We start from the raw sequence: 23,278 nt of genomic DNA on the forward strand, positions 1-23,278 counted from the left end.
AAAAAGATGATCCCTCGTATTCAATAGGGATCATCTTTTTTATATTCTACTAATATCAATGCCGATTAATACTTGATTGATGAGACATGATTAAAGGTTCACTTTATCTACAAACGAAAAAGAATCTTTACTTTTAACAAATTTTTTATGATTTGGAACGGTTTGAATTGCTACAACTTGCGAATCTCTTGCTTTCAGTGCATCTTGAATCCCGATTGTCATAAGCTTAATAAATAGAATCGTAATAAAGAATGAAACGAGAGTATACAAAATAATCCACCATGAAATATTCATTTCATAACGATTTAATCCAATAAGGCCTGCCCAATCATTCGATAGAGAAACAGGTTTGAGTACTCCGTCATAGAGTTCACGCATTTGTATCCCACCAATTACAATATCAAGCAACGCTAAATGGATAACGAGTATGAGTGTTTGGACGATATGTTCCATAAATAACACAAATAAGCGATCAAGTAATAAGACTCGTAAGTGCTTTTTGATAATATGAAAACGGCTAGCACCCAGTAATTGTGAACTTAAAATGTAATCTCGTTTCATAAATTCATCAACCTCTGAGGAGATATATAAAGAAAGTGTAGGTAGAGCGACGAAAATAAGTACGAGAACTTGATAAAACGCAAATGAAATATTTGGATCTAATCTATCAGCATTTGATATGATTACAATATTAACGGGCGTGATGAGTATAAATGCGATAAATAAAGTAGGAATATAGTAAAAAACTTCTGAGCATGCCTGGAAAAATCTCTTGAATCTTGGAGCGTATAAACTTAAGAGGATTCCTATACATGTTCCGCATAAAATTCGAAAGAAGCTAATTGCCACGGCTAATAAAATGGTGAATTTTGCTCCTTCTACAATTTGTAAGAAAACAGACTCTCCAAAACGATCAGATCCAAAAGGCGGCATTAACAATGGCGAAAAGGGGGCCTTTCCAAGTAATTCGTTATTGTCATTGTAAAGTAACTGAGGAGGTTTTGGGATGTTATCTTTAAAGAACCAACTATAAATAAAACTAGCTGAAACAAGTATGAATAGATAAGTAAAGCCGATTAAAAATCGTTTTGATTTCCAAATAGATTTCATAATGCTGCTCCTTTCAATTGCTTTTTCCATCTATTCATCATGAATGAGATTATTTGAAAAATGGCATAAAACGGTAAAATAATCATAACAAGTATGATAAATGCAGCTGGAGGTGAAATAAACGCCTTCTTAAATAAAAATTGAATAATGCCTTCCATATTAAAAACAAATTCTAAAATGAATAAGTTAGAAAGTAAGAAAACAAAAATCGTTTTTAAATGATGAAAGAAGTGGATAGATATATTTTTGAATAAATGAATGCGTAGTATATAACTTGATGAAAGTCCTTTTCCATATGCAACCTCTACGTAATGTTTTTCATGTTCTTCTTTTATGTATAACACCATCATCCGAAACATTTGTAATGTAGGTAAGACTGCTAAAGATAAAATAGGGAGTAAATAAGCTCGATTTTCATTAAAAGAAATAATGGTGACAGGAGATTCCCCGAATTTCTGAAGTACCCATATGAAAAATATTTGCAAACAAATCATCATCATCATATCAGGGACAGCTTCTAATATGAACACAATTCGGTTTATCCATTTTTTTATATAATCTTTTGCTAAAAAATAAAAAAATGCCATGCTAGATGATAGAAAGAGTGCAAGCAAAAAGGCTATAAATAATACAGTAAATGAATATAGGTAAGGTTCTAAAACAGTTGGAAATAATGGTGTCTTTTTGAAATGACCAAATTTCGGGTCTGATCCCATAACTACTAATGATTCAGGGGAGAAAACCTGTTTTAACATAGTAACGATCTGATTAAAAAAATGAATTGGTTGAAAATTGAATCCCTGTTGAGTGATAAATAAATAAGGTAAATTTAGTAATAGTAAGAGTGATAAAAGAATTGATGAAAGTTTTATTGTGAATTGAGATATTTTATATAACATTAAATCCCTCCGACATCTTTTTACAACATTATACAATAAAGTTCATATTTTGTTTTGATTTTTCAGAAAAATATAAATACTATTAGATTTTATAGTATGGAACATATATTTACAAGGTAAAAAAGTGATAGTAGGCAGCCACGCCCTATGTCCATCAAACTAAGAAAACGAGAACTTATATATTATTATTTTTAGGTGGAGGGGAAAGAATGTTTGATAAATTAAAAAGGTTATTTAAAAAAGATAAAGAGAATGATTTAGAAGATGAGAGGTATATTTTGATTTCTGAAAGTGAGATAAATGAAGAATTAAAAAGAAAGATAGTTGAATTAGAAAGGTTAGGATCAGAATATAGTAAAGTTCTTCAAAAAAAATATATAAATGAATTTGAGAGAAAAGGAAAACGAAACCTAAAAATATGGGTTAATAGGGATATTGACGGAGATGAAATAGAAGACTTAAATTCTGAGAAATGTCTAGAAAAAGAATATCGTTCTGAAATAATAATAGATTTTAATGATGTTACTGTTGAAGATGATGAATATGCAGATTTCATACAGTTATGGTATTACTATGGTGGTTATTTTAAAGGTACTGGGACTTTATATGATACATCAAGAAATAATTTAGAAACAGACATTGAAACAGCTTTACAAACATTAATTGAATAATTAATGTATACTAGTCTCTCGTTTAATTAACGAGTTATGTAGTTGAACAAGAAATACAAATAATAATTAATCCTTTGTTAAAACGCTCTTTCTTTTTGTTCATTTATTAAGTTTATCTATATTAATTTATCAAACTTTATGTTCCCGTTACAAAATACGCTATTCATTCTGTAAAATCACAGGAAAGGATGGCGTTTTTGTATGTCTATTTCTGTATCCAATGAATTACAATTATTTGCTTGAGAAATTCAAAGCTTTTTATTTCCAAATATCTTACGAGAGATGTTGGTTTCGTGCAACGAACCAGCAAATACTAAACAAAAGATTTAGTCGATCTATGTGTATGGATAAGTGAAATAAAATGGGGGTTACATTTTGATTTGAAAAAAATTTTCTTCTTGTAACTTGATTTATGAAAAAATATTTTATATACTAATTCATGTAAACGGTTTACTAGATCGTATTTTGCTAGAAACGAAGGGAAGGTTCGCATGGAAACAAGGGGGAGAGTAATCGGGGTTGACATCGGTACCACAAGTACGAAAACGGTTGTATTCACTGAGAAAGGAAAAGTCATTGCTTCACATGCAATTGATTATCCAATTATTCAACCGAACGTCGGATGGGCTGAGCAAGACCCTGATGTAATATGTGCTGCTGTATATAAAACTGTAAGCGTTACCATTGAAAAGGGTAATGTGTCACCGGAAGATATTTCTTCTATCGGGATTAGTACAGCGATGCATGCCTTAATTGCTGTAGATGAAAACGGTGCGCCGTTAACGCGCTCTATTATTTGGGCAGATAATAGAAGCACAAAGCAATCAGAAAAACTATTACAACAAATGAATGGTCATGACATTTATAGAAGAACTGGTACACCGATTCATCCGATGTCACCACTTTCTAAATTATTGTGGATGAAAGAAGAAGAAACGGAGTTATTTAGAACTGCTCATAAATTTATTTCCATTAAAGAGTATGTCATTTATCAATTATTTTCACGCTATGTAGTTGATTATTCTATCGCATCTGCTACAGGGTTATTTAATTTAAAAACATTAAACTGGGATGAAGATGTTTTAACTATGTTAAATATGTCACCAGAACAATTATCAACACCTGTACCAACTACATATATTTTATCGGGAATGAAGCCGGAATTAGCACAAAAGATGGGTATTAGTGAGGATACTCCGGTTGTTATTGGTGCAAGTGATGGTGTTCTTGCAAATGTAGGTGTCGGTGCAATATCACCTGGCTCAGCTGCAATTACGATCGGGACAAGTGGTGCGGTTCGAACAATTTCATCGAGTGTTAATACAGATGAAAAAGGAAGAACTTTTTGTTACGCATTAACAGATGAGCACTGGGTGATCGGCGGACCAACGAATAACGGTGGAATATTACTTAGATGGTTACGTGATGAATTTGGTAGCCCAGAGCAAGAGGTAGCAAGAAAGCTTGGAATTGATCCTTATGATTTATTAATTAAGTATGCAGAAAGTGTACCAGCTGGAGCAGATGGATTACTATTTTTACCGTTTCTATCTGGAGAACGTGCACCCTACTGGAATGCAAATGCTCGAGGTACATTCTTCGGGATAAACCTTCAGCATAAACGTGAACATTTCATACGAGCAGTTATGGAAGGTGTTTGTATGAGTGTGTATTCAGTAGCACTTGCCATTCGAGATTGTACAGGGCCACTTACTGAAATACGTGTTTCAGGAGGCTTTGCGAAATCTGCATTTTGGAGACAAATGTTATCTGACATGATGGGGAAAGAATTGCTTGTTCCAGAAAGTCATGAAGCATCTGCGCTTGGGGCAGCAGCACTTGCTTTGTATGCAATTGGGAAAATTGATTCTCTTGAAGAGGTGAAGGATTGGATTGATATTGTCCATCACCATGTACCGAATAAAGAAAATACGGCTTTATATTTAGAGATGTTTTATATGTATGAACGACTTTACAATCGTTTGAAAGAAGAATTTGATTGTATAGCCGCTTTCCAACGTAAACAATAGGGGGATTGGGAGAAATGGTAGTTGGGATCGTACTAGCGGCTGTTGTTATATTACTTTTACTAATTACGGTAGTAAAATGGCATCCATTTGTCGCGTTAATTTTAACAGCAATCGGAGTTGGGCTAGCAATGGGGATGCCCTTAATTGGAACTTCACCACAACATCCGGGGATTATCGATTCTATTAAATTAGGTCTCGGTAATACGTTAGGGTTTTTAGCGATTGTTTTAGCTTTAGGAACAATGCTTGGAAAAATGATGGCTGAGTCTGGCGGTGCTGAACGAATTGCTAACACATTAATTGGACGTTTTGGGAAAAAGCGTGTTCACTGGGCAATGATGTTCGTTGCATTTATAGTAGGGATTCCGGTATTTTTCCAAGTTGGATTTGTACTATTAATTCCGTTAGTATTTACAATTGCGTTAGAAACAGGGGTATCACTTATTACAATCGGTATTCCGCTAGTAGCAGGTCTTTCGGTTGTACACGGACTTGTTCCACCGCATCCAGCAGCTATGGCAGCGGTAGGTATATTTAAAGCAGATGTAGGGAAGACAATTTTGTATGCATTAATTGTCGGACTTCCAACTGCAATAATTGCAGGTCCGCTTTACGGGAAATGGATTGGTGCTCGTATACATAAAGAAGTACCGTTAGATATAGCGGAGCAATTTATTGAAAGAGATAAGAAGAAGGAACTTCCTAGCTTCGGAAATACATTGTTTACTATTTTACTTCCAGTATTTCTTATGCTAGGTGCATCGATAGCGGAAGTAGCATTAAATAAAACAAGCCAACTTGCACAAGTATTGCATTTTATTGGAGATCCAATAGTCGCATTATTAATTGCAACGATATATTCTTTCTTTAGTCTTGGCTATGCAAAAGGGTTTTCTAAAGACAAAGTCTTACAAGTTACAAATGATTGTTTAGGCCCAATTGCAAACATACTGTTAGTTATCGGTGCAGGTGGTGCCTTTAATAAAGTGTTATTAGATTCTGGGATCGGAACTACAATTGCGGAGATGGCGAAAGAATCACATATTTCACCGATATTATTAGGTTGGGGAATTGCTGCACTTATCCGAGTTGCAACGGGATCGGCTACTGTTTCTATGATGACAGCAGCTGGAATTGTAGCACCGATTGCAGCAAGTACACCAGGAGTAAATGTAGAGTTACTGGCACTTGCAACAGGAGCAGGGTCATTAATATTATCGCATGTAAATGATTCTGGATTTTGGATGATTAAAGAGTATTTCGGAATGACTGTGAAAGAAACATTATTAACATGGACCGCAATGGAGACAATATTATCTGTTGTAGCACTTGGATTAATTTCGTTATTAAATATATTTGTATAGAATGGGAGATTGATTAATATGAAACTAGGTTTAATTGGATTAGGAAAAATGGGATTCCCATTAGCTGAACACTTACATGAAGACAAGCATGAAGTAGTTGTATACGATGTAAATAATGAGCTTGTTGAAAAGGCAGGGGAATTAGGGATTACTGCTCGTCATACATTAAAAGAAATGATCTCTGAATTAGAAGCACCTCGTACAATTTGGGTAATGGTACCTGCAGGAGAAGTTGTTGAGTCAGTACTAAAAGATGTATATCCATTATTAGAGGAAGGCGATATCGTTATTGAAGGTGGAAATTCATTCTATAAGGATACGTTACGCCGTGCTGAAGAAGCGAAAAGCTTTGGCTTACATTATGTAGATATCGGTACATCAGGCGGTGTAGAAGGAGCTAGATACGGCGCTTGCTTAATGGTTGGTGGAGAAAAAGAAATTTATGATCAACTAGAACCTTTATTTAAAGATTTAGCAGTAGAAAATGGTTATTCATATGCAGGCCGCGTCGGTAGTGGGCATTTCTTAAAAATGGTTCATAACGGTATTGAATACGGAATGATGCAAGCAATCGCTGAAGGATTTGAAGTACTAGATAAAAGTGATTTTGATTTCAATTATGAAGATGTTGCAAAAGTATGGGCAAACGGATCGGTTATCCGTGGTTGGTTAATGGACTTAACTGAAAAAGCATTTGCAGAAGATCCGAAACTTGATGGCATTAAAGGTGTTATGAACTCTTCAGGAGAAGGGAAATGGACTGTTGAAACAGCGCTTGAATTACAAGCAGCGGCACCAGTTATCGCTATGTCATTATTTATGCGCTACCGTTCACAAGAAGATGATACATTCCATGGGAAAGTTGTCTCAGCTCTTCGTAATCAATTCGGTGGACATGAGGTTGTGAAAAATTAGTTTTGTGAAACTCATACGAAAGTATGAGTTCTTTTTTTATTTCTCATACTATTTTATGAAAGCTTTTACCTCTTTTTACTGTATTTTGTATAGAAATTTCTGATAATATAAAGGTAGAATTTTAAAACAAAGGGGAGAAATGGTTATGAAACTAGTCGTAATTAATGGTACACCAAGAAAATTTGGAAGAACTCGCGTTGTGGCAAAATATATTGCAGAGCAATTTGAAGGGGAGTTATACGATTTAGCAGTAGCGGAATTGCCTTTATATAATGGAGAAGAATCACAACGTGAATTAGAGGCAGTAAAAAAATTAAAAGCTTTAGTGAAAGCTGCGGATGGAGTAGTACTATGTACACCAGAATATCATAATGCGATGAGCGGAGCGTTGAAAAATTCGTTAGATTACTTAAGTAGCAGTGAATTCATCCATAAGCCTGTCGCATTACTAGCAGTTGCTGGAGGAGGTAAAGGGGGAATAAACGCATTAAATAGTATGCGCACTGTCGCTAGAGGCGTTTACGCAAATGCAATTCCAAAACAAGTCGTGCTTGATGGATTACATGTGCAAGATAGTGAACTTGGAGAAGATGCAAAACCATTAATTCATGATTTAGTTAAAGAATTAAAAGCATATATGAGCGTATATAAAGAGGTGAAAAAACAATTAGGAGTTGAGTGATATGTCCTCTCTTTATCATGATTCTCGCTTGTATTACATTCTAGGAGCCAATAGTTTATCAGCTATTGGTTCCGGGATTGTTATGATAACGATTCCGTGGTTGTTAATTAAGGAAAGTGGAGGAGAGACAACATTTGGGTATGTTTCTATCGTTGCAACTCTCATCATGTTTTTACTAACACCATTCATTGGGCAAAGCATAGATCGTTTTTCAAGAAAATCTTTATTGTTATGTAACGAAGGTATCGGGATAGCCATTATAGGAATGATGGCCATTTGGGGATTTGCTGGGCAATCATACAATTCTATTCATTACATTATTATTTATATAGCAGGTTCTTTCTATTATCTATTATTCTATCCCACAATATTTGCATTTAACCAAGAAATATTTCAATCAGAGCATTATAAAAGTTTAAGTGGCACAATGGAAATACAAGGACAATTAACGCAAGTTATTTCAGGCGCAGCTGCTAGCTTTTTAATTGAGATTATTTCTTTGAAATGGATCTTGTTAGTGGATATGTTAACTTTTGCAGGAGCATTTTTTCTTTTCTTATGTATACCGTATGTAAAGAAAAAAGAAGTAAAACGGAAAGCAACATTTAAGAAGCAATTGTTCGAAGGAATTCACTTTATGAAAAAGCGCCCTAAGTTATTTTGGTTTTTACTAGCGACTTATATGCCGTTTATCGGTGTCATGATGGCAAATTATTTAATCCCAGTATATATTTCAGATATACTCAAAGCTAGTGCCTCTGTATACGCAATTGAAGGTATGATGTACGGTGTCGGAGCGGTTCTTGCAGGAATAAGTATTCCAGTCATGATGAAATATGTCAAAATAGAAATTTCAATCGTTATGACGATGGTTATTTATGTAATTTCAATTACCGCAATGATTATTGAGCCTTCCATTATGTTATTATATGGACTAGCGATTTTCCATGCGATTGGAAATGCTGGAACACGAGTGGCGAGAAATGTATTGATGATGGAAGAAATCCCAAACGAAGTAATGGGACGTGTGGACAGCTTATTTCGATTAATTGGCACAGGAATTCGAATTGTATTATTAATGTTGTTTACGGCAGGCGTATCTAAAGCAGGGGTAATGATCCCGTTTTACGTACTGAGCTGTATATTGATCCTATCATTAGGGATTGCTTTTTATTATGTAATTTCAAAACGTAAAACGGAAGCGAATGTGTCTAATAAATCAATTGTTTAAAAAATACTTCTGCCTCCTTTTCTTTTTCTATATAATAAAAAGAAAGGGAGTGTTAACTTATTTATGAACAAATGGATATTGCTTATAATCTTATTACTACCTCCGCTATACATCATTTATATGACGTTTCGAATGAATAAAGTTGCTCGTGAAACATTGAGTAATCACTCTCCATACGTTCTTATATTAGGTGCAAAGTTATTTGGAGATAGACCGTCTTTATCTCTTCAAAATCGTTTGGATATAGCGTTGGAATATTTACATGCTCACCCTGAGGTGAAAGTAATTGTTTCAGGTGGTCAAGGGGAAGATGAAGATATACCGGAAGCTCACAGTATGAGAAACTATTTAATGGTACATGGTATAGATGAGAATCGTATTTTAATTGAAGACCGCTCTACAAATACGTATGAAAATTTAAAGTTTAGTATGGATTTATATGATGTAAAGCATGCGGTAGTTGTAAGTAATACGTATCATTTATATCGAACGAAAATAATTGCAAAGCGTTTAGGGATAAAGATGGAAGCTTTGGCTGCTGAAACACCGAGACGCTCTAAGAAAAAAGCGTATGTGCGTGAATATGCTGCAATTATGAAAACAATATTGTTCGACCGTTAGAGCTCAAATGAGAGCTCTTTTTTTGTATAATAAAGCGTATCATTTGAAATGAATGTTATATTCCATCAAAATAAAGGAAACAACATGAAAGGAGTTGTGTCTGTGATTCAATTTAATCATGTGTCAAAAGCGTATGAAGATGGCACAAAAGCAGTGGATTCACTACATTTAGAAATTAAAAAAGGAGAATTTTTTGTTCTCATTGGTCCGAGTGGTTGCGGGAAAACAACGACAATGAAGATGATTAACCGTTTAATTGAAACGACGGAAGGATCAATTTTAATCGATGGAAAAGATATTCAACAATATAACATAAACGAACTACGTTGGAATATAGGGTACGTGTTGCAGCAGATTGCGCTGTTTCCACATATGACAATTGCTGAAAATATTGCAGTTGTCCCTGAAATGAGAAAATGGACCAAAAAGGAAATAAAAGCACGTGTCGATGACTTGCTACAGATGGTTGGGCTCGATCCAGATGTATATCGTGATCGTATGCCAGATGAATTGTCGGGAGGGCAGAAACAACGTGTTGGTGTCGTACGGGCATTAGCCGCAAACCCGAAAATTGTACTTATGGACGAACCATTTAGTGCGTTAGATCCGTTAAGTAGGGAGCAGCTCCAGAAGGATATCGTACAACTGCAAAAAAAGATTCAAAAAACAATCGTGTTCGTAACGCACGATATGCAAGAGGCTTTATCACTTGGTGATCGTATTTGTGTAATGAAAGAAGGAAAAGTTGTTCAATTAGATACACCAGAAGGAATTATACATAACCCGAAAAATGAGTTTGTAGAGGAGTTCATTGGAAATCGTGGACGACCTTGGTATGAGGGGAAGAGTATAGAAGAGGTATTGCCACTAGACGAGGGTATACGAGTTGAAGGGAATGCTTTATCTTTACATTCGTCATTACAAGAAGCACTAGTCCGCTTACAAACTGAAGAGTCAGTGCCGGTTGAAGAGCATGGTCAATATGTTGGAGCGTTAACAAGTCGTCATATTGTCAATTACATTGTTGAACAAATGAAGGAAAGAGGCTAAACAGTGACTGATTTTATTCAAACGTTCCAAGAACGAAAAGTAGAATTGCTAAGTGCATTAAGTGAGCATTTACAAATATCGCTTATTTCACTATTTTTTGCAGTAATTATTGCAGTGCCGCTCGGCATTATATTAACGAGAAAAGAACGAATGGCTGAATTTATTATAGGGACTTCTGCTGTTATGCAGACAGTGCCCTCACTTGCTTTACTTGGACTATTAATTCCGTTAGTAGGAATTGGAAAACTGCCAGCTATAATCGCATTAGTTGTGTATGCACTATTACCTATTTTACGAAATACATATACAGGAATACGGGAATTAGATGAATCACTTATAGAAGCGGCGAGAGCTATGGGGATGAATAGCTGGAAAAGATTATGGAAGGTAGAGCTTCCGCTCGCATTGCCAATTATTATGGCTGGTATTCGTACAGCGATGGTATTAATTGTTGGAACGGCTACATTAGCTGCTTTAATAGGCGCTGGTGGGCTCGGTAAGCTCATATTATTAGGCATAGATCGAAATGACCATGCGCTTATCATTTTAGGGGCCGTACCAGCTGCGTTACTCGCTTTATTCTTTGATATAGTACTTCGCGTACTTGAGAGCCCGAAACGCTCTTCTAAGCGCGTTATATTGACGATATGTATAGTTGTAGTAATGATAGCTGCTCCATTTCTTTGGAATACCGAAAAGAAAGACATAGTTATTGCTGGTAAACTTGGATCTGAACCAGAAATATTAATTCAAATGTACAAGCAACTTATTGAACAGGATACAGATTTACAAGTGGAATTAAAGCCAGGCCTTGGAAAAACAGCATTTGTATTCGAAGCGTTAAAATCAGGTGAAGTAGATATATACCCAGAATTTTCAGGTACAGCTTTATCTACTTTCGTGAAAGAAGAACCGAAAAGTACAAATCGTGATGAAGTATATGAACAAGCTCGTATTGGAATGGAAAAGAAATATAATATGGTTATGTTAAAGCCAATGGAGTATAACAATACATACGCACTAGCCATGCCGAAAAAAATAGCAGATCAAAATAACATAAATACAATTTCTGATTTAGGAAAAATTGCACAGGAAGCTAAAGTAGGATTTACATTAGAATTTGCTGATCGTGAAGATGGTTATAAAGGAATGCAAAAATTATATAACTATAAGTTTTCAAATGTTAAAACGATGGAACCGAAACTGCGCTATAGTGCAATACAATCGGGAGATGTTAACGTAATCGATGCATATTCAACAGATAGTGAATTGGAGCAATATGGGCTTAAAGTGCTAAAAGATGATAAAGGACTATTCCCGCCTTATCAAGGAGCACCATTATTAAGAAAAGAGACGTTACAGAAATATCCTGAACTCGAAAAAGTATTAAATAAATTATCTGGAAAGATTACAGATGAAGAAATGAGAAAAATGAATTATGAAGTAAATGTGAATGGGAAAAGTAGCGAAGAAGTCGCAAAACAATTTTTACAAAAAGAGAAGTTACTTCGTTAATTTTACAATAAATATACAATTTTATATGTATGAAATGACCGTTCATTACAAAATGAACGGTTTTTTTGTGCATACTTATACATTTTTTCAAAAAAGTATTCCATTTTTCTTCATTTTCTTTTAGAATAAGTAATGTTTTCCTGAAAAAATATAAGAGAAACGTCTATTAGAGAAAAAGGTGACTTTAATAGTTGAACGAACATAACACCTAGAATGACAGATGGGGTGGTACAAATAGAAAAGAAGTTAGGATTTTTTCCGTTAATCGCATTAGTAGTTGGAACGATGGTTGGTGGCGGTGTTTTTAGTTTACCGCATGATTTAGCAGTAGGAGCAAATAGTGGTGCAACGATAATTGGTTGGTGTATTACAGCAATGGGAATGATTCCACTTGCGCTCGTATATCAAACGTTAGCAAGACAAAAACCGGAGCTTGAGGGCGGAATCTATAGTTATGCACGAGCTGGATTCGGTGAATATATTGGTTTTAACAGTGCTTGGGGATACTGGCTAGCAGGGATTTTAGGAAATGTTGCAACAATTATGTTACTGTTTAGTACATTAGGTTACTTCTTCCCAATTTTTAAAGGCGGAAATAATGTTGCGTCAATCGTAGGTGCATCACTTTTATTATGGACATTGCATTTTCTAATTTTATTTGGAATTCGTGAAGCTTCCATTATGAATGTTATCGCAACGATTGGGAAATTAGTTCCGATCTTATTATTTATTGTCGTGATGGTAACAGCGTTTCGCTGGGATACATTTACACATGACTTTTGGGGCGAAGGAACTATCTCAGTTTCCTCTGTACTAGGTCAAGTGAAAAATACAATGCTTGTAACCCTTTGGGTGTTCATTGGGGTTGAAGGAGCAGTTGTATTATCAGGAAGAGCTAAAAATAGTAGAGACGTTGGAAAAGCGACAGTACTTGGACTTATTTTAGTAATGTCTATTTATATTTTAATTTCTGTTCTGTCAATGGGAGCCATGACAAGAAAAGAACTTTCAGTATTAGAGACTCCTTCAATGGGACATGTATTAGAACATGTTGTTGGGCCATGGGGTGCAATGGCAATTAATATTGGATTAGTTGCGTCACTTGTAGGTACATTAATTGGCTGGTTTTTACTTGTTTCTGAAATTTCTCACGTAGCAGGAAAAGACGGCGTGTTTCCGAAAGTCTTTACGAAAACAAATAAGAAACAAACGCCGCATATGGCATTGTGGATTTCAAATATCGTTGCCCAAACTATATTTATAATCGTTCTGTTTTCACAATCGACATATCAAATTATGTATTTTATTGCGTCAACATCTATATTACTGCCGTACTTATTATCAGCGCTATTTCAATTGAAATTAGTCATCACGAAAGAGCTGAAAGTTGCGAGAGTAAAAAATGGATTGTTAGCATTAATTGCTTCCCTATACTCTGTATGGTTAATTTATGCAGCTGGTTTAAAGAATTTATTGCTTGTTTCAATCGTATATGGTATTGGGATTCTCGTGTATATGTTTGCAAGAAAAGAAAAAGGGAATCGTTGTTTTGTAGGCAAAGAGCGATATGTGATGTGGGCAATTGTTATTGCAGCTATTACATCACTTTATATGTTACTGACAGGAACTATAAAAATGTAAAAGTCCTTTTAATTTAAAGGGCTTTTTTCCTTGTCTAGAGAATATTTAATACATAAGATATTCAGGAGGGATGAAAATGGAAGAAAAAGAACAGTTGTCTAGAATTATGGATTTAGCTAGTGATTTAAGGAAAGTATTAGTACAAGAATCTTTTTTTAATCATCATCCTGAACTTCGAGGCGTGATTGAAAATTTAGCGAGTTCTGTAGAGAATTTGGCGAGTTTGCAGCAAAATAAAGATGAAAATGCCGAAGATCGATTACGGTACGTACTTGCTAAAATGAAAATCGCTCATAATGCCATTTTGCAAGAAAAAAAAGCATTTCCTTCTCATTAATATACGTTTTAATTTTGAACCTGACGGATGACGTCAGGTTTTTTATTTCTAGTTTTAGATTGTAGTTCATACAATAAGGATAGTATGAAAAAAAGAAGGTGACTACGTTGAAATTACATAAAGCTCTTCATCCAAGTTTTATAAAGCGAATGTATTATATGAGGTTTATTGGTAAGTTTGCAAAAGCTGAGGGAGAGAAGAATGGAGAAAATTTCTTTGTACAATGTCTTTCTTCAATACCTTTAACTTTACAAGAGTTATTTCCGACTGGAAAATATTTGTTTGAAGGATTATGCAGTAATAAAAAGAATGAAAAAATCTTTACTGATTTAAAGAAGCATAAATTAGAAAAGCAACTGGTTATGTTTCGTCTTTATTATGATCGTGGAAATTTATTTCTGGAATTAATGTGCACAGAAGAGCCTCGGGAAATAGCATCTTCATATAAAGTGATTCCTTCACCAAAGGTCTCAAATTATAAAAAGAGAGCGTCTTTGGAACGGAAGTTAAGCAACGGTTATTTATCATTTCTTATGCCTAAATTACCAAAAGACTTTGAGCCTCCAGAATTATTGTGGCATGAAGGAAGGCTATATGGAAATTTATCGTTAAAATCATCAATAAGTTCAATTTCATATTTTGAGCAAAGAAAAGAATGCAAATATATTGAAATAAACGATTGGATGAAACATGTAGAAATAGCAGTAGATGATCATTTATATTTTGTAAGTGAAAATGTGTATGACCAACTAAATAAACGAATTGCTGAAGAAGGTAAGTTAGTTGAAGTAGAAGATATTAAAATGCAAAAGGATGACTGGGAATGGGATGAGCGTGAATCCTCTTTTTTGCAGTATGTACAAAGTATGGTTCGTAATAAAGGGTTATATTTGGATGATACAGATATATATAATTTTCACATTAGTATTAAAACCAATATGTTAACAATTGTTGGTGGTATACCAGGTGTTGGGAAATCACGCTTTGTGCAAGCTTATGCAGAATCACTTGGTTTACGTTATGGGGAAGAATTAATTTGGATTCCGATTTCACCATCGTATCAAGAACCACATGATATTCTCGGTTACCTTCATCCGAATGGTAATTTTATTGAAAGTGAAACGAAGTTAGTTCGGACATTGTTAAAGGCTAAAGAAAATCCAAATCAATTGTATATAATTGTGTTCGATGAAATGAACATGTCACATATTGAGCATTGGTTTACTCCGTTTCTATCCGTTCTTCAACTTGAAAAGAAAAATCGTATTTTGAGTTTGTATGAGAAAGTACAAGAAATAGAAAATCAAATTCCACCTTCAGTGGAAATTGGTGAGAATATTATTTTCGTAGGCACTGTAAATTTTGATGAAACGACGAAAGAGCTTTCCGATCGATTATTAGATCGAACAAATTTGATTACATTACAAAAAATTCCGTTTTGCGAGATGAGTATAGAACATGAGAAAGTTGTTCAGCAACCTCCGCTGAAAGTAACAACGGGAGAATTTCGACTCAATTGGTTTAGGAATAAAGAGATGATCGAAGTGTATACTGAAGAGGAATTAGAGTTATTGGATAAGTTACATGATGTATTATCATCACACGATATATCAAAAGGAATTTCTTTCCGATGTGCAAGCGCAATCGCTACGTATTTGCAAAATATACCGTTCCAAAATAATCAGTCTTATATGATTAGCAGGGAAGAAGGTTTTGATTTGCAAATAAAGCAGCGTGTATTAACGAAATTAAGGGGGACAGAAATGACAGTGGGCCCTCTACTTTCTGAAGAAGCAAAAAGGGGAGCGACATTGATACCACTTTTACAGTCTCCGCTTGCAAATCGTGTATCTACATTTGAACATTCTTTAGCTTATATAAGACAAAAGCGTAGAGAACTGGAGCTGTATGGCTATGCAAAATGAGGAGCGTTATGAAACAGCAATCGTCGATACGAAAGAAACGCTCCCGTTTGTATTGAAGCTAATTATTGGTACTGAGGGGAAAGGCGATTTTATCCTTTTAAACCGGCTTTGTACGTCTACTACAGCATTAGTTCAATGTATTTATAAAGTACAGGAATTAAAACCACTGAAATTACATTTCCATTATCAAAATCCAATGGATATTACATTCATATGGAATAAAGTATATGAGGGACAAAAGAATATAAAAGAGTCACAATATGAATTAAATGAAAAAAAACAAAGAGTATTAGTGTATGAACATGGAAAAACTGAATTTTTTTATCCGTGGCGCTGTGGCTTATACCATTTTGAAGTGCGTATAGAAGATAAAACTTATTATGGTGCGTTTCAAGTGGTTCCTAAAAACTTTTTTGATGACCAATTTGAAATGATTCAAGATTATGTGAAGTCAATTTTAAACGAGTTAATTTTAGATAGAGGTTATTACAAGAAAACTTTCTCAGCACTTAGCGATATTGAAGATTCTTCTTATTTGGTATTGTTAAGAAAGTTGCCACAAAAAATGAAAAGAATAAAACAAATTTTTAAAAAAGTAGAATCGAATGCGGAATTTGTACACGAATATGAATGGGAAACGAAAGCGCGGAAGACAACGAGAAAAACTGCCATTATGACAGAAAGAAAGCTTTATGCGAAATATTACAACCGTAAATTTAAGGAGCAAAAAAATAGTATTGAAAATGCATTTCTTAAATTTAAAACGATGCAATTCTATTATTATTTACTTGAAGCAGAAATTTTTGTACGTAAAACTATTGAAATACTAGAAGGAGAAAAGAAGAAAAAGTCAGATGAATTTCAAGCTGTTAAAACAATTATGAAAACGATTGAACGAAATGGATCCGTGACGGATAGGGAAAAACAAAAATATAGAAATCTACATTTACTGAAAGAAGCAGATTTACGGAAAAGTTCTGTGAAAATACAAGAATATAAAATATTAGCTCATATCGTATATGAAAGTGTGCAATACTTTCGAAATTTATTGTATTCTCCATTTTGGAGGGAAGTTTCTGAAACAGCTACCATTAATTCGAACACTTTATCTATACCGCATCAACAATTAATCCACCATTTAGAATTGTTACCGCAACATACGGAGCAACCTCCATCTTTATTATTCGTATATAAACCAACGTTTTTAGTGTATGAGTATTACTCTTTTTTTATCGTTATTTCTATATTAGAACAAATCGGATTTGAAGATAAGAATCCTATCCGTGAACAAATACAAGAACATTTTTATTTAGACGGATTACAAGATGGAACGACAGTGATTTTACATCGAGATGATATAAAAGTGCACGTCGCGTTTAATGATTTAATTGAAACACACCCTCTTATTGCACTAAGCAAAGGAAGTAATTTTTATAACGGAGAGGACACAAAGAAGCCGGATATTCGTTTAGATTGTTATGTAAAGGAAGAAGAGAAGTATGTATATAAATCTTCTATTATTATCGAAGTGAAATATAGTCCTATGTACAATATTTTTCAGCCTGTAGGTAATACGAAAGCAACGGAGCAAATGTATAAATACTGGTCTATTAAGTATGTAGAAGAACAGAATGGCAAAAGAATTTTTAAGCGAAGAGCGATTTATGAAGTGATTTGTGTATATCCAGGTAGCCATATGCATAGTAAAAAAATTGAATCTGGATGTGGAGTGTTTTTACAACTATATCCATATAAAACGAAACAAGGAGAAGAGAAGTTGGCTGGGAAGCATGGGATGATTCAAATTTTTGAGAAATGGTTAAAAAGTAATAAAATGTAAAAGAAATCCTTTTTAATGAAGGATTTCTTTAGGTTAAGAAGAATTATATGCAGTACGGAAAGACACATTATACGGTTCGAACTTGATAGTGATTATCATTTTTTTATTAGAGTAATTGAATCTTTTTATGTTTGTAATAGTGTGGGGAATTAAGGGTTTTTACATGTGTATGAATGACTAATAAGTAGGAATTTAATTCATTTTGCAGAATATAATAAGACATAAATATTTTTAGTTGCATACGAAGATTTGTTCTTATATGATAGTAAGTGAAAGCGTTATCAAAAACAGAGCGGCGATGGGAAAGGCGGTTAAATATGTTCCAGCGTGTTCAAACAAAGGAAGAGCATTTTTGGTTCGAGCAACTGTGGGGAGATTTTTGTGAAGAAAGAAACTTAATGTTTGTAGAACGTAATTTAAATCCATCACGATTTTTATTAATAGAAGATGAACATCATATTGGTACAGTAGAATGTATTAAGTTTACAGTACCTGAACAATCAAATTCTGAGTTTTTCTATCCGTTTTCTAAAAATGATTTAGTGAAAGATTTGAAAAATGTGTATGAAATAGGAAAGTTAAGTATTGCGAAAACGTCTCGGGGGAGAGGACATTTCAAAAGGCTGGCAGCTATTTTATTTATGCATGCGTTAGAGACGAAAGCGGAATGGTATATTGCAGCAGTTACAAAAAGAATGTATATGTATTTACTTACACTCGGTTTTCCAATCGAACCGGTAGATAGTCCATTCCAGTTTCATGATACTTTACAAGGTGTACCAGTGCGAATTCATGCTCGAAAAGGGGCTACACATCTGTATTCTTTGAAAGAATTCCGTGATATTATTCAAGGGAATGCTCATGCGCAGGCACTTATTGCAGAATACAGTAAAAATATTATGTTAACAAAATGAAAATATATGAATATGTATAGCATGAAGAAGAGTTACTTATTACGGGCATCTGTTTTCATACAAAAAGTAGACCCTTATTCTCAGAATAAGGGTCTAAAATATTATAGTCCAAATATACTAAAAATCATTTTACGACGCTTCGGTTTCTTTTCTCTTTCATATGTTGGTTTTGCATCAGGAGTAATGTATATTGGTTCTTCTTTTTTTAGGGCGGCTTCTAGTTTTTGAATTCGTTCTAACATTTCCTCTATTTCGCGGCGATGTTGTAAAAGTTGGTATGTAACGACATCATTTGCTTTATCTTGCATTTGTTCTTCCATTCGATCTAGTCTTCTCGTAATTGTGGTAAATTGAGCTGTTAATTGCTCAAAATCATTCGATGATGTGTTTTGAACAATTGTGTTTACTTGAGTTTTTAATTTTTCTACATCATTTGAAGATGGTTTTTGAGTAGTTTGAGAGTTTTGAGGCTGGTCCATTTGAGAGCGATGGTATTCTAACATTAGATCTAAATCACCTTGTGTGAAAATAAAATGACCATATTTATTTTTTTTAATCGTAAGATTTAATTGTTGTGCAATCCGGACAACAGCCTTTGGGCTAACACCTAATTTCTTTGCGATAAATGGTGTTTTATATTCCAAAATAATCCCTCCTATATATATCCTGTTGAATGATTTCTAGTTATGTAGCAAGTTCCCTTCAGGTGTGACAAAAGAAGTGTGGAATCGGCAAAGAAAGTGTTTTTTCACGAAGTTCAGCTGTTTAGCACATACTATTTATATAAATCATTCTTAGTTATCGGAAAATTGGGTTTATTATAGTTTGACGATAATAAGCTAATTAGATTATCATAATTATAAATATCTTTTTTATGTATGCATATAATATATAAAAAGGTGGTTACTAATGTAGAATTTTATTAGAGTATAAGAATGCTTACTTCACTTGAATAAATTTAAGTAGGAGGTGGCTTCCTTGCTTACACTGTAAGTAAGGAAAAGTATTTGGACATATATAGTATAAGTATAGTGATTGTTTTAATTGCCTTAACGGCATTTTTCGTTGCAGCAGAATTTGCAATTGTTAAAGTGAGGAGTTCACGAATTGACTATTTAATTGCAAAAGGAAATAATCGTGCAATATCTGTCAAAACAATCATTACAAACTTAGACGAATATCTATCAGCTTGTCAATTAGGAATAACTGTTACAGCTCTTGGGATTGGGTGGTCTGGTAAACCTGCGCTAAAGCACATGTTTGATGTGTTGTTTGCAAATTGGAACGTCCCTACTCAACTCGCAGACATTTTAGCTATAATTTTAGTATTTTTGTTTATCACATTTTTCCATGTGGTAGTAGGAGAGTTAGCTCCAAAAACATTTGCGATTCAAAAAGCAGAACAAGTGAGTTTCTTTGTTGCTAAGCCACTCATTTTGTTTTATCGTATTGCTTTCCCATTCATTTGGATTTTAAATGGATCAGCTCGGTTAATTACAAAGTTTCTTGGGTTGAAACCACCAAAAGGGCATGATGAAGTGCATTCAGAAGAAGAATTGCGGTTGTTAGTTTCAGAAAGTTATAAAAATGGTGAGATTAATCAATCTGAATATAAGTATGTGAATAAAATATTTGAATTTGATGATCGTATTGCGAAAGAAATAATGGTACCACGAACAGAGATGAATATTTTAAATAAAGAAATGCCTGCTGAAGAGGCTTTACAAAAAATGTCTCATGAAAAATATACGAGGTATCCGGTTGTTGATGGTGATAAGGACCATGTAATAGGCTTTGTGAATTTTAAAGATATATTTACAGATTTTGTGAAGCACCGAGTTGTTAGTGAAAAGACAGTGGAGCAATATATTAGGCCAATTATTTTAGTTATTGAATCTATCCCAATTCATGATCTATTTTTAAAAATGCAAAGAGAAAGAACGCATATCGCTATATTAATTGATGAATATGGTGGTACATCAGGTCTTGTAACCGTTGAAGATATTTTAGAAGAAATTGTAGGGGATATTCAAGATGAGTTCGATACTGATGAACAACCGGAAATCCAACAAGTTAGTGAGACGAAAACGATTTTAGAGGGAAAAGTACTTGTTAGTGAAGTGAACGCATTATTAGGTTTGACTATTGACGACGATGATGTTGATACGATTGGCGGTTGGATCCTAACAAAAAATATTGAGATTTCCGAGGGTGATACCATTGAGATTGAAAATTATAAATTTTGCGTGAAAAAATTAGATGGACACTATATTAAGAGATTAGAAGTAACGAAACCTTCAGAATCGATTGTTATTGTAGGAGATGAAAAAAAGATTTCGCTCCAAGAACAAATTAGTTCGTAAACTCTGCTTTGTAGCAGAGTTTTTTTGAGCAAAATGTTTTTTTGATGTATTAGGGCTATGATACAATTACACAAGTCAGACCTTTCACCAGGTGAAATAAATGAAATGTATTATTGTATACATATATTCGGAAGGAGAACCACTATGAAAAAACATTTATATATAAATGGGGTATGGAAATCAGTAGAGACGTATAAACCATTGTATGCACCATATTCTGAAGAAACATTAGCGGAGATTGCGCAAGGTACAGAAGATGACGTTAAGGAAGCAATAGTTTCGGCCAAAAATACAATGAAAGAAATGAAAAAATTATCCGCATACGACCGTGCAACTATTTTAGAAAAGGTTGCACAAAAAATGGATGAGAGAAGAGAAGAGTTTGCAGAGATTATCGCAAAAGAAGCTGCAAAACCAATTCGTGCTGCACGTGGAGAAGTAGATCGCACTGTTCAAACATATAAGTTTGCAGCTGAAGAAGCGAAGCGAATATATGGTGAGACGTTACCATTAGATGCTGCACCAGGAGCAGGTGGCCGTATAGCGTATACAATTCGACAACCAATCGGGGTTATTGGTGCTATTACACCATTTAATTTTCCACTTAATTTAGTAGCACATAAGGTAGGCCCAGCAATTGCGGCTGGAAATACTATTGTGCTAAAGCCTGCCGACCAAACGCCACTTTCTTCGTATGCATTGGTAGAATTATTTGAAGAAGCTGGTTTACCAAAGGGAGCTTTCAATATAATTTCTGGACCTGGATCTGTTGTAGGTGAGGCATTAGTAAAAGATGAGAACGTTGCTAGTATTACTTTTACAGGAAGTCCGAAAGTAGGTATTGGAATTAAGGAAAAAGCCGGGTTGAAACGAGTGACGTTAGAATTAGGATCGAATGCTGCAGTAATTATTGATGAAGATGTTGAATTGACAGACGAAATAATTGAACGTGTAAAATGGGGCGCGTTTGTGAATAATGGACAAGTTTGTATTTCAGTACAACGTGTTTTTGTGCATGAACGCAAAATGGAAGAGTTTATTACAAAATTAACGAAAGCAATGGAAAACGTTGTAGTAGGAGACCCGCTTCATGAAGAAACAGATGTATCAGCACTTATTTCAAAAAAAGATGTAGAACGTATAAATTCATGGGTGGAAGAGGCAGTTAAGGAAGGAGCTAATGTTGTATACGGTGGTAACAAACGTGATGCAAGGATTTTTGAACCAACTGTATTAGCAAATGTTCCAGATTATGTATCTGTTCAGTGCCAAGAAGTATTTGGTCCACTTATGACTGTAAATACATTTAAAGAATTTGATGAGGCTTTAGAACAAGTAAATAATTCACGTTATGGATTACAAGCAGGTGTATTTACAAACAATCTATGTAAGGCAATGCGTGCAATTGATGAATTAGAAGTCGGTGGTGTCATGATTAATGATATTCCAACGTTCAGAGTAGATCATATGCCTTATGGCGGTGTGAAAGAGAGTGGCACAGGCCGTGAAGGGATTAAATATGCAATAGAAGAAATGACAGAAATGAAATTAGTGTGTATTAAAAAATAAAGTAGATCGAGCTTAAACACCGCAATAAAAAACGAGCAGGAAATGTTTACGATTCCATACTCGTTTTTTATTGTTTGTTTTACGTTTCTCGGAACGATTTCATTTAATCAAGTGTACCTTTTACTTCATTTCTTGTTTGAAAATATCATCTTCGACATAAATATGTTCTTTATCTACAGCAGTGCTATGAGAGAGTACTAAACCGATTGGTGTTTCAGTACCTTTATTTTGAACAATTGTAAAAGGAATATTTTTTTCAGTTGCTAATTTAATGTATTTTGATAAATGTGGGTAAGCAATGCTTCCATTTAGGAATAGTTGTAATGATTGAGAAGAACGTATGTTACCCGTTACTTCTGTATACACATTACTTTGCATTACTTGACCGATTGTTAAAGCGATTTCTACACGCTCACGTAATGTAGTTAAGTACATATTACGTTCTTCTGGTTTGTTTTGCTTTTGGCCATATATGCCTTCTTGGAGATAGTCTTCCACATTTTTATTTACCATATTTTTCACACCTTTCACTTCTTATTGTACGCAAGAATTAAAAAGGATGCAAAAAAAAAGTAGTTTTGAACAGGAAAATAATTTAAAA

Annotated in this window: 20 protein-coding genes; 16 read left to right on the forward strand and 4 right to left on the reverse strand. The window is 34.3% G+C overall.

The window, feature by feature from the left end; translation table 11 throughout:
* Positions 1-90 precede the first annotated feature (90 nt).
* Positions 91-1,110, reverse strand: coding sequence for an ABC transporter permease (locus QCI77_RS11250; RefSeq protein ID WP_002189503.1), 1,020 nt, complete (start codon positions 1,108-1,110; stop codon positions 91-93).
* Entirely contained in the window at positions 1,107-2,009 is a 903-nt protein-coding gene (locus tag QCI77_RS11255; protein WP_113768889.1) for an ABC transporter permease subunit, read from the reverse strand. Before QCI77_RS11255 ends, QCI77_RS11250 begins: the two co-directional genes overlap by 4 nt.
* A 209-nt stretch (positions 2,010-2,218) precedes the next feature.
* On the opposite strand from QCI77_RS11255, the gene QCI77_RS11260 reads away from it, so the two are divergent.
* From QCI77_RS11260 to QCI77_RS11325, 14 genes are all read left to right on the forward strand, one after another.
* Entirely contained in the window at positions 2,219-2,680 is a 462-nt protein-coding gene (locus QCI77_RS11260; protein WP_002189504.1) for a hypothetical protein, read from the forward strand.
* 491 nt (positions 2,681-3,171) lie between these two features.
* On the forward strand, positions 3,172-4,710 hold the full coding sequence (gene gntK / locus QCI77_RS11265) for a gluconokinase (RefSeq protein ID WP_353824926.1): 1,539 nt from the start codon (positions 3,172-3,174) through the stop codon (positions 4,708-4,710).
* Between the two features lie 14 nt (positions 4,711-4,724).
* Complete coding sequence (locus QCI77_RS11270; protein WP_002141651.1) at positions 4,725-6,074, forward strand: GntP family permease; 1,350 nt, start codon at positions 4,725-4,727, stop codon at positions 6,072-6,074.
* 18 nt (positions 6,075-6,092) lie between these two features.
* Complete coding sequence (gene gnd / locus QCI77_RS11275) at positions 6,093-6,989, forward strand: phosphogluconate dehydrogenase (NAD(+)-dependent, decarboxylating) (protein ID WP_002085837.1); 897 nt, start codon at positions 6,093-6,095, stop codon at positions 6,987-6,989.
* Between the two features lie 145 nt (positions 6,990-7,134).
* Positions 7,135-7,671, forward strand: coding sequence for an NADPH-dependent FMN reductase (locus QCI77_RS11280; protein WP_002031805.1), 537 nt, complete (start codon positions 7,135-7,137; stop codon positions 7,669-7,671).
* Position 7,672: 1 nt separating this feature from the next.
* Complete coding sequence (locus tag QCI77_RS11285; protein WP_353824927.1) at positions 7,673-8,902, forward strand: MFS transporter; 1,230 nt, start codon at positions 7,673-7,675, stop codon at positions 8,900-8,902.
* A gap of 63 nt (positions 8,903-8,965) precedes the next feature.
* Positions 8,966-9,523 carry a YdcF family protein gene (locus tag QCI77_RS11290; RefSeq protein WP_002127228.1) on the forward strand — a complete coding sequence of 186 codons (558 nt, stop codon included), beginning with the start codon at positions 8,966-8,968 and terminating at the stop codon, positions 9,521-9,523.
* A 102-nt stretch (positions 9,524-9,625) separates the two neighbouring features.
* Entirely contained in the window at positions 9,626-10,573 is a 948-nt protein-coding gene (locus tag QCI77_RS11295; protein WP_033709046.1) for an ABC transporter ATP-binding protein, read from the forward strand.
* Between the two features lie 3 nt (positions 10,574-10,576).
* Positions 10,577-12,088, forward strand: coding sequence for an ABC transporter permease/substrate-binding protein (locus QCI77_RS11300; RefSeq protein WP_113768891.1), 1,512 nt, complete (start codon positions 10,577-10,579; stop codon positions 12,086-12,088).
* A 213-nt stretch (positions 12,089-12,301) separates the two neighbouring features.
* A complete protein-coding gene (locus QCI77_RS11305; RefSeq protein ID WP_113768892.1) occupies positions 12,302-13,729 on the forward strand; it encodes a basic amino acid/polyamine antiporter in 1,428 nt (475 codons plus the stop codon).
* Positions 13,730-13,805: 76 nt separating this feature from the next.
* The gene (locus QCI77_RS11310; RefSeq protein ID WP_002085825.1) at positions 13,806-14,066 is read left to right on the forward strand and encodes a hypothetical protein; all 261 of its coding nucleotides are present in this window, start codon (positions 13,806-13,808) and stop codon (positions 14,064-14,066) included.
* Between the two features lie 107 nt (positions 14,067-14,173).
* Entirely contained in the window at positions 14,174-15,991 is a 1,818-nt protein-coding gene (locus tag QCI77_RS11315; RefSeq protein ID WP_113768893.1) for an AAA family ATPase, read from the forward strand.
* Positions 15,981-17,831 carry a hypothetical protein gene (locus QCI77_RS11320; RefSeq protein WP_353825765.1) on the forward strand — a complete coding sequence of 617 codons (1,851 nt, stop codon included), beginning with the start codon at positions 15,981-15,983 and terminating at the stop codon, positions 17,829-17,831. The genes QCI77_RS11315 and QCI77_RS11320 overlap by 11 nt, the downstream gene beginning before the upstream one ends.
* A 317-nt stretch (positions 17,832-18,148) precedes the next feature.
* Entirely contained in the window at positions 18,149-18,745 is a 597-nt protein-coding gene (locus QCI77_RS11325; RefSeq protein ID WP_113768894.1) for a hypothetical protein, read from the forward strand.
* A 101-nt stretch (positions 18,746-18,846) separates the two neighbouring features.
* On the opposite strand, the gene racA is transcribed toward QCI77_RS11325, so the two are convergent.
* Complete coding sequence (gene racA, locus QCI77_RS11330; RefSeq protein WP_002012665.1) at positions 18,847-19,389, reverse strand: chromosome-anchoring protein RacA; 543 nt, start codon at positions 19,387-19,389, stop codon at positions 18,847-18,849.
* A gap of 363 nt (positions 19,390-19,752) precedes the next feature.
* Between racA and QCI77_RS11335 the strand changes: the two genes are divergently transcribed.
* Both QCI77_RS11335 and QCI77_RS11340 read left to right on the forward strand, forming a co-directional pair.
* On the forward strand, positions 19,753-21,108 hold the full coding sequence (locus QCI77_RS11335) for a hemolysin family protein (RefSeq protein WP_002127238.1): 1,356 nt from the start codon (positions 19,753-19,755) through the stop codon (positions 21,106-21,108).
* A 144-nt stretch (positions 21,109-21,252) separates the two neighbouring features.
* Positions 21,253-22,677: an aldehyde dehydrogenase family protein gene (locus tag QCI77_RS11340; protein ID WP_353824929.1), complete on the forward strand. Its 1,425-nt coding sequence runs from the start codon at positions 21,253-21,255 to the stop codon at positions 22,675-22,677.
* A 120-nt stretch (positions 22,678-22,797) separates the two neighbouring features.
* On the opposite strand, the gene QCI77_RS11345 is transcribed toward QCI77_RS11340, so the two are convergent.
* Positions 22,798-23,190: a YueI family protein gene (locus QCI77_RS11345; RefSeq protein ID WP_002085811.1), complete on the reverse strand. Its 393-nt coding sequence runs from the start codon at positions 23,188-23,190 to the stop codon at positions 22,798-22,800.
* Positions 23,191-23,278 lie beyond the last annotated feature (88 nt).

Origin of the sequence: Bacillus cereus group sp. MG9 (assembly GCF_040459995.1) — a bacterium.
Classification (GTDB): domain Bacteria; phylum Bacillota; class Bacilli; order Bacillales; family Bacillaceae_G; genus Bacillus_A; species Bacillus_A mycoides.

Coding starts and splice junctions, on each gene's coding strand:
- QCI77_RS11345 (WP_002085811.1), bottom strand. CDS start 23,190: ATGGTAAATAAAAATGTGGAAGACTATCTCCAAGAAGGCATATATGGC.
- QCI77_RS11290 (WP_002127228.1), top strand. CDS start 8,966: ATGAACAAATGGATATTGCTTATAATCTTATTACTACCTCCGCTATAC.
- gnd (WP_002085837.1), top strand. CDS start 6,093: ATGAAACTAGGTTTAATTGGATTAGGAAAAATGGGATTCCCATTAGCT.
- QCI77_RS11320 (WP_353825765.1), top strand. CDS start 15,981: ATGCAAAATGAGGAGCGTTATGAAACAGCAATCGTCGATACGAAAGAA.
- QCI77_RS11325 (WP_113768894.1), top strand. CDS start 18,149: ATGTTCCAGCGTGTTCAAACAAAGGAAGAGCATTTTTGGTTCGAGCAA.
- QCI77_RS11305 (WP_113768892.1), top strand. CDS start 12,302: ATGACAGATGGGGTGGTACAAATAGAAAAGAAGTTAGGATTTTTTCCG.
- QCI77_RS11255 (WP_113768889.1), bottom strand. CDS start 2,009: ATGTTATATAAAATATCTCAATTCACAATAAAACTTTCATCAATTCTT.
- QCI77_RS11285 (WP_353824927.1), top strand. CDS start 7,673: ATGTCCTCTCTTTATCATGATTCTCGCTTGTATTACATTCTAGGAGCC.
- QCI77_RS11310 (WP_002085825.1), top strand. CDS start 13,806: ATGGAAGAAAAAGAACAGTTGTCTAGAATTATGGATTTAGCTAGTGAT.
- QCI77_RS11340 (WP_353824929.1), top strand. CDS start 21,253: ATGAAAAAACATTTATATATAAATGGGGTATGGAAATCAGTAGAGACG.
- QCI77_RS11280 (WP_002031805.1), top strand. CDS start 7,135: ATGAAACTAGTCGTAATTAATGGTACACCAAGAAAATTTGGAAGAACT.
- gntK (WP_353824926.1), top strand. CDS start 3,172: ATGGAAACAAGGGGGAGAGTAATCGGGGTTGACATCGGTACCACAAGT.
- QCI77_RS11260 (WP_002189504.1), top strand. CDS start 2,219: ATGTTTGATAAATTAAAAAGGTTATTTAAAAAAGATAAAGAGAATGAT.
- QCI77_RS11250 (WP_002189503.1), bottom strand. CDS start 1,110: ATGAAATCTATTTGGAAATCAAAACGATTTTTAATCGGCTTTACTTAT.
- QCI77_RS11270 (WP_002141651.1), top strand. CDS start 4,725: ATGGTAGTTGGGATCGTACTAGCGGCTGTTGTTATATTACTTTTACTA.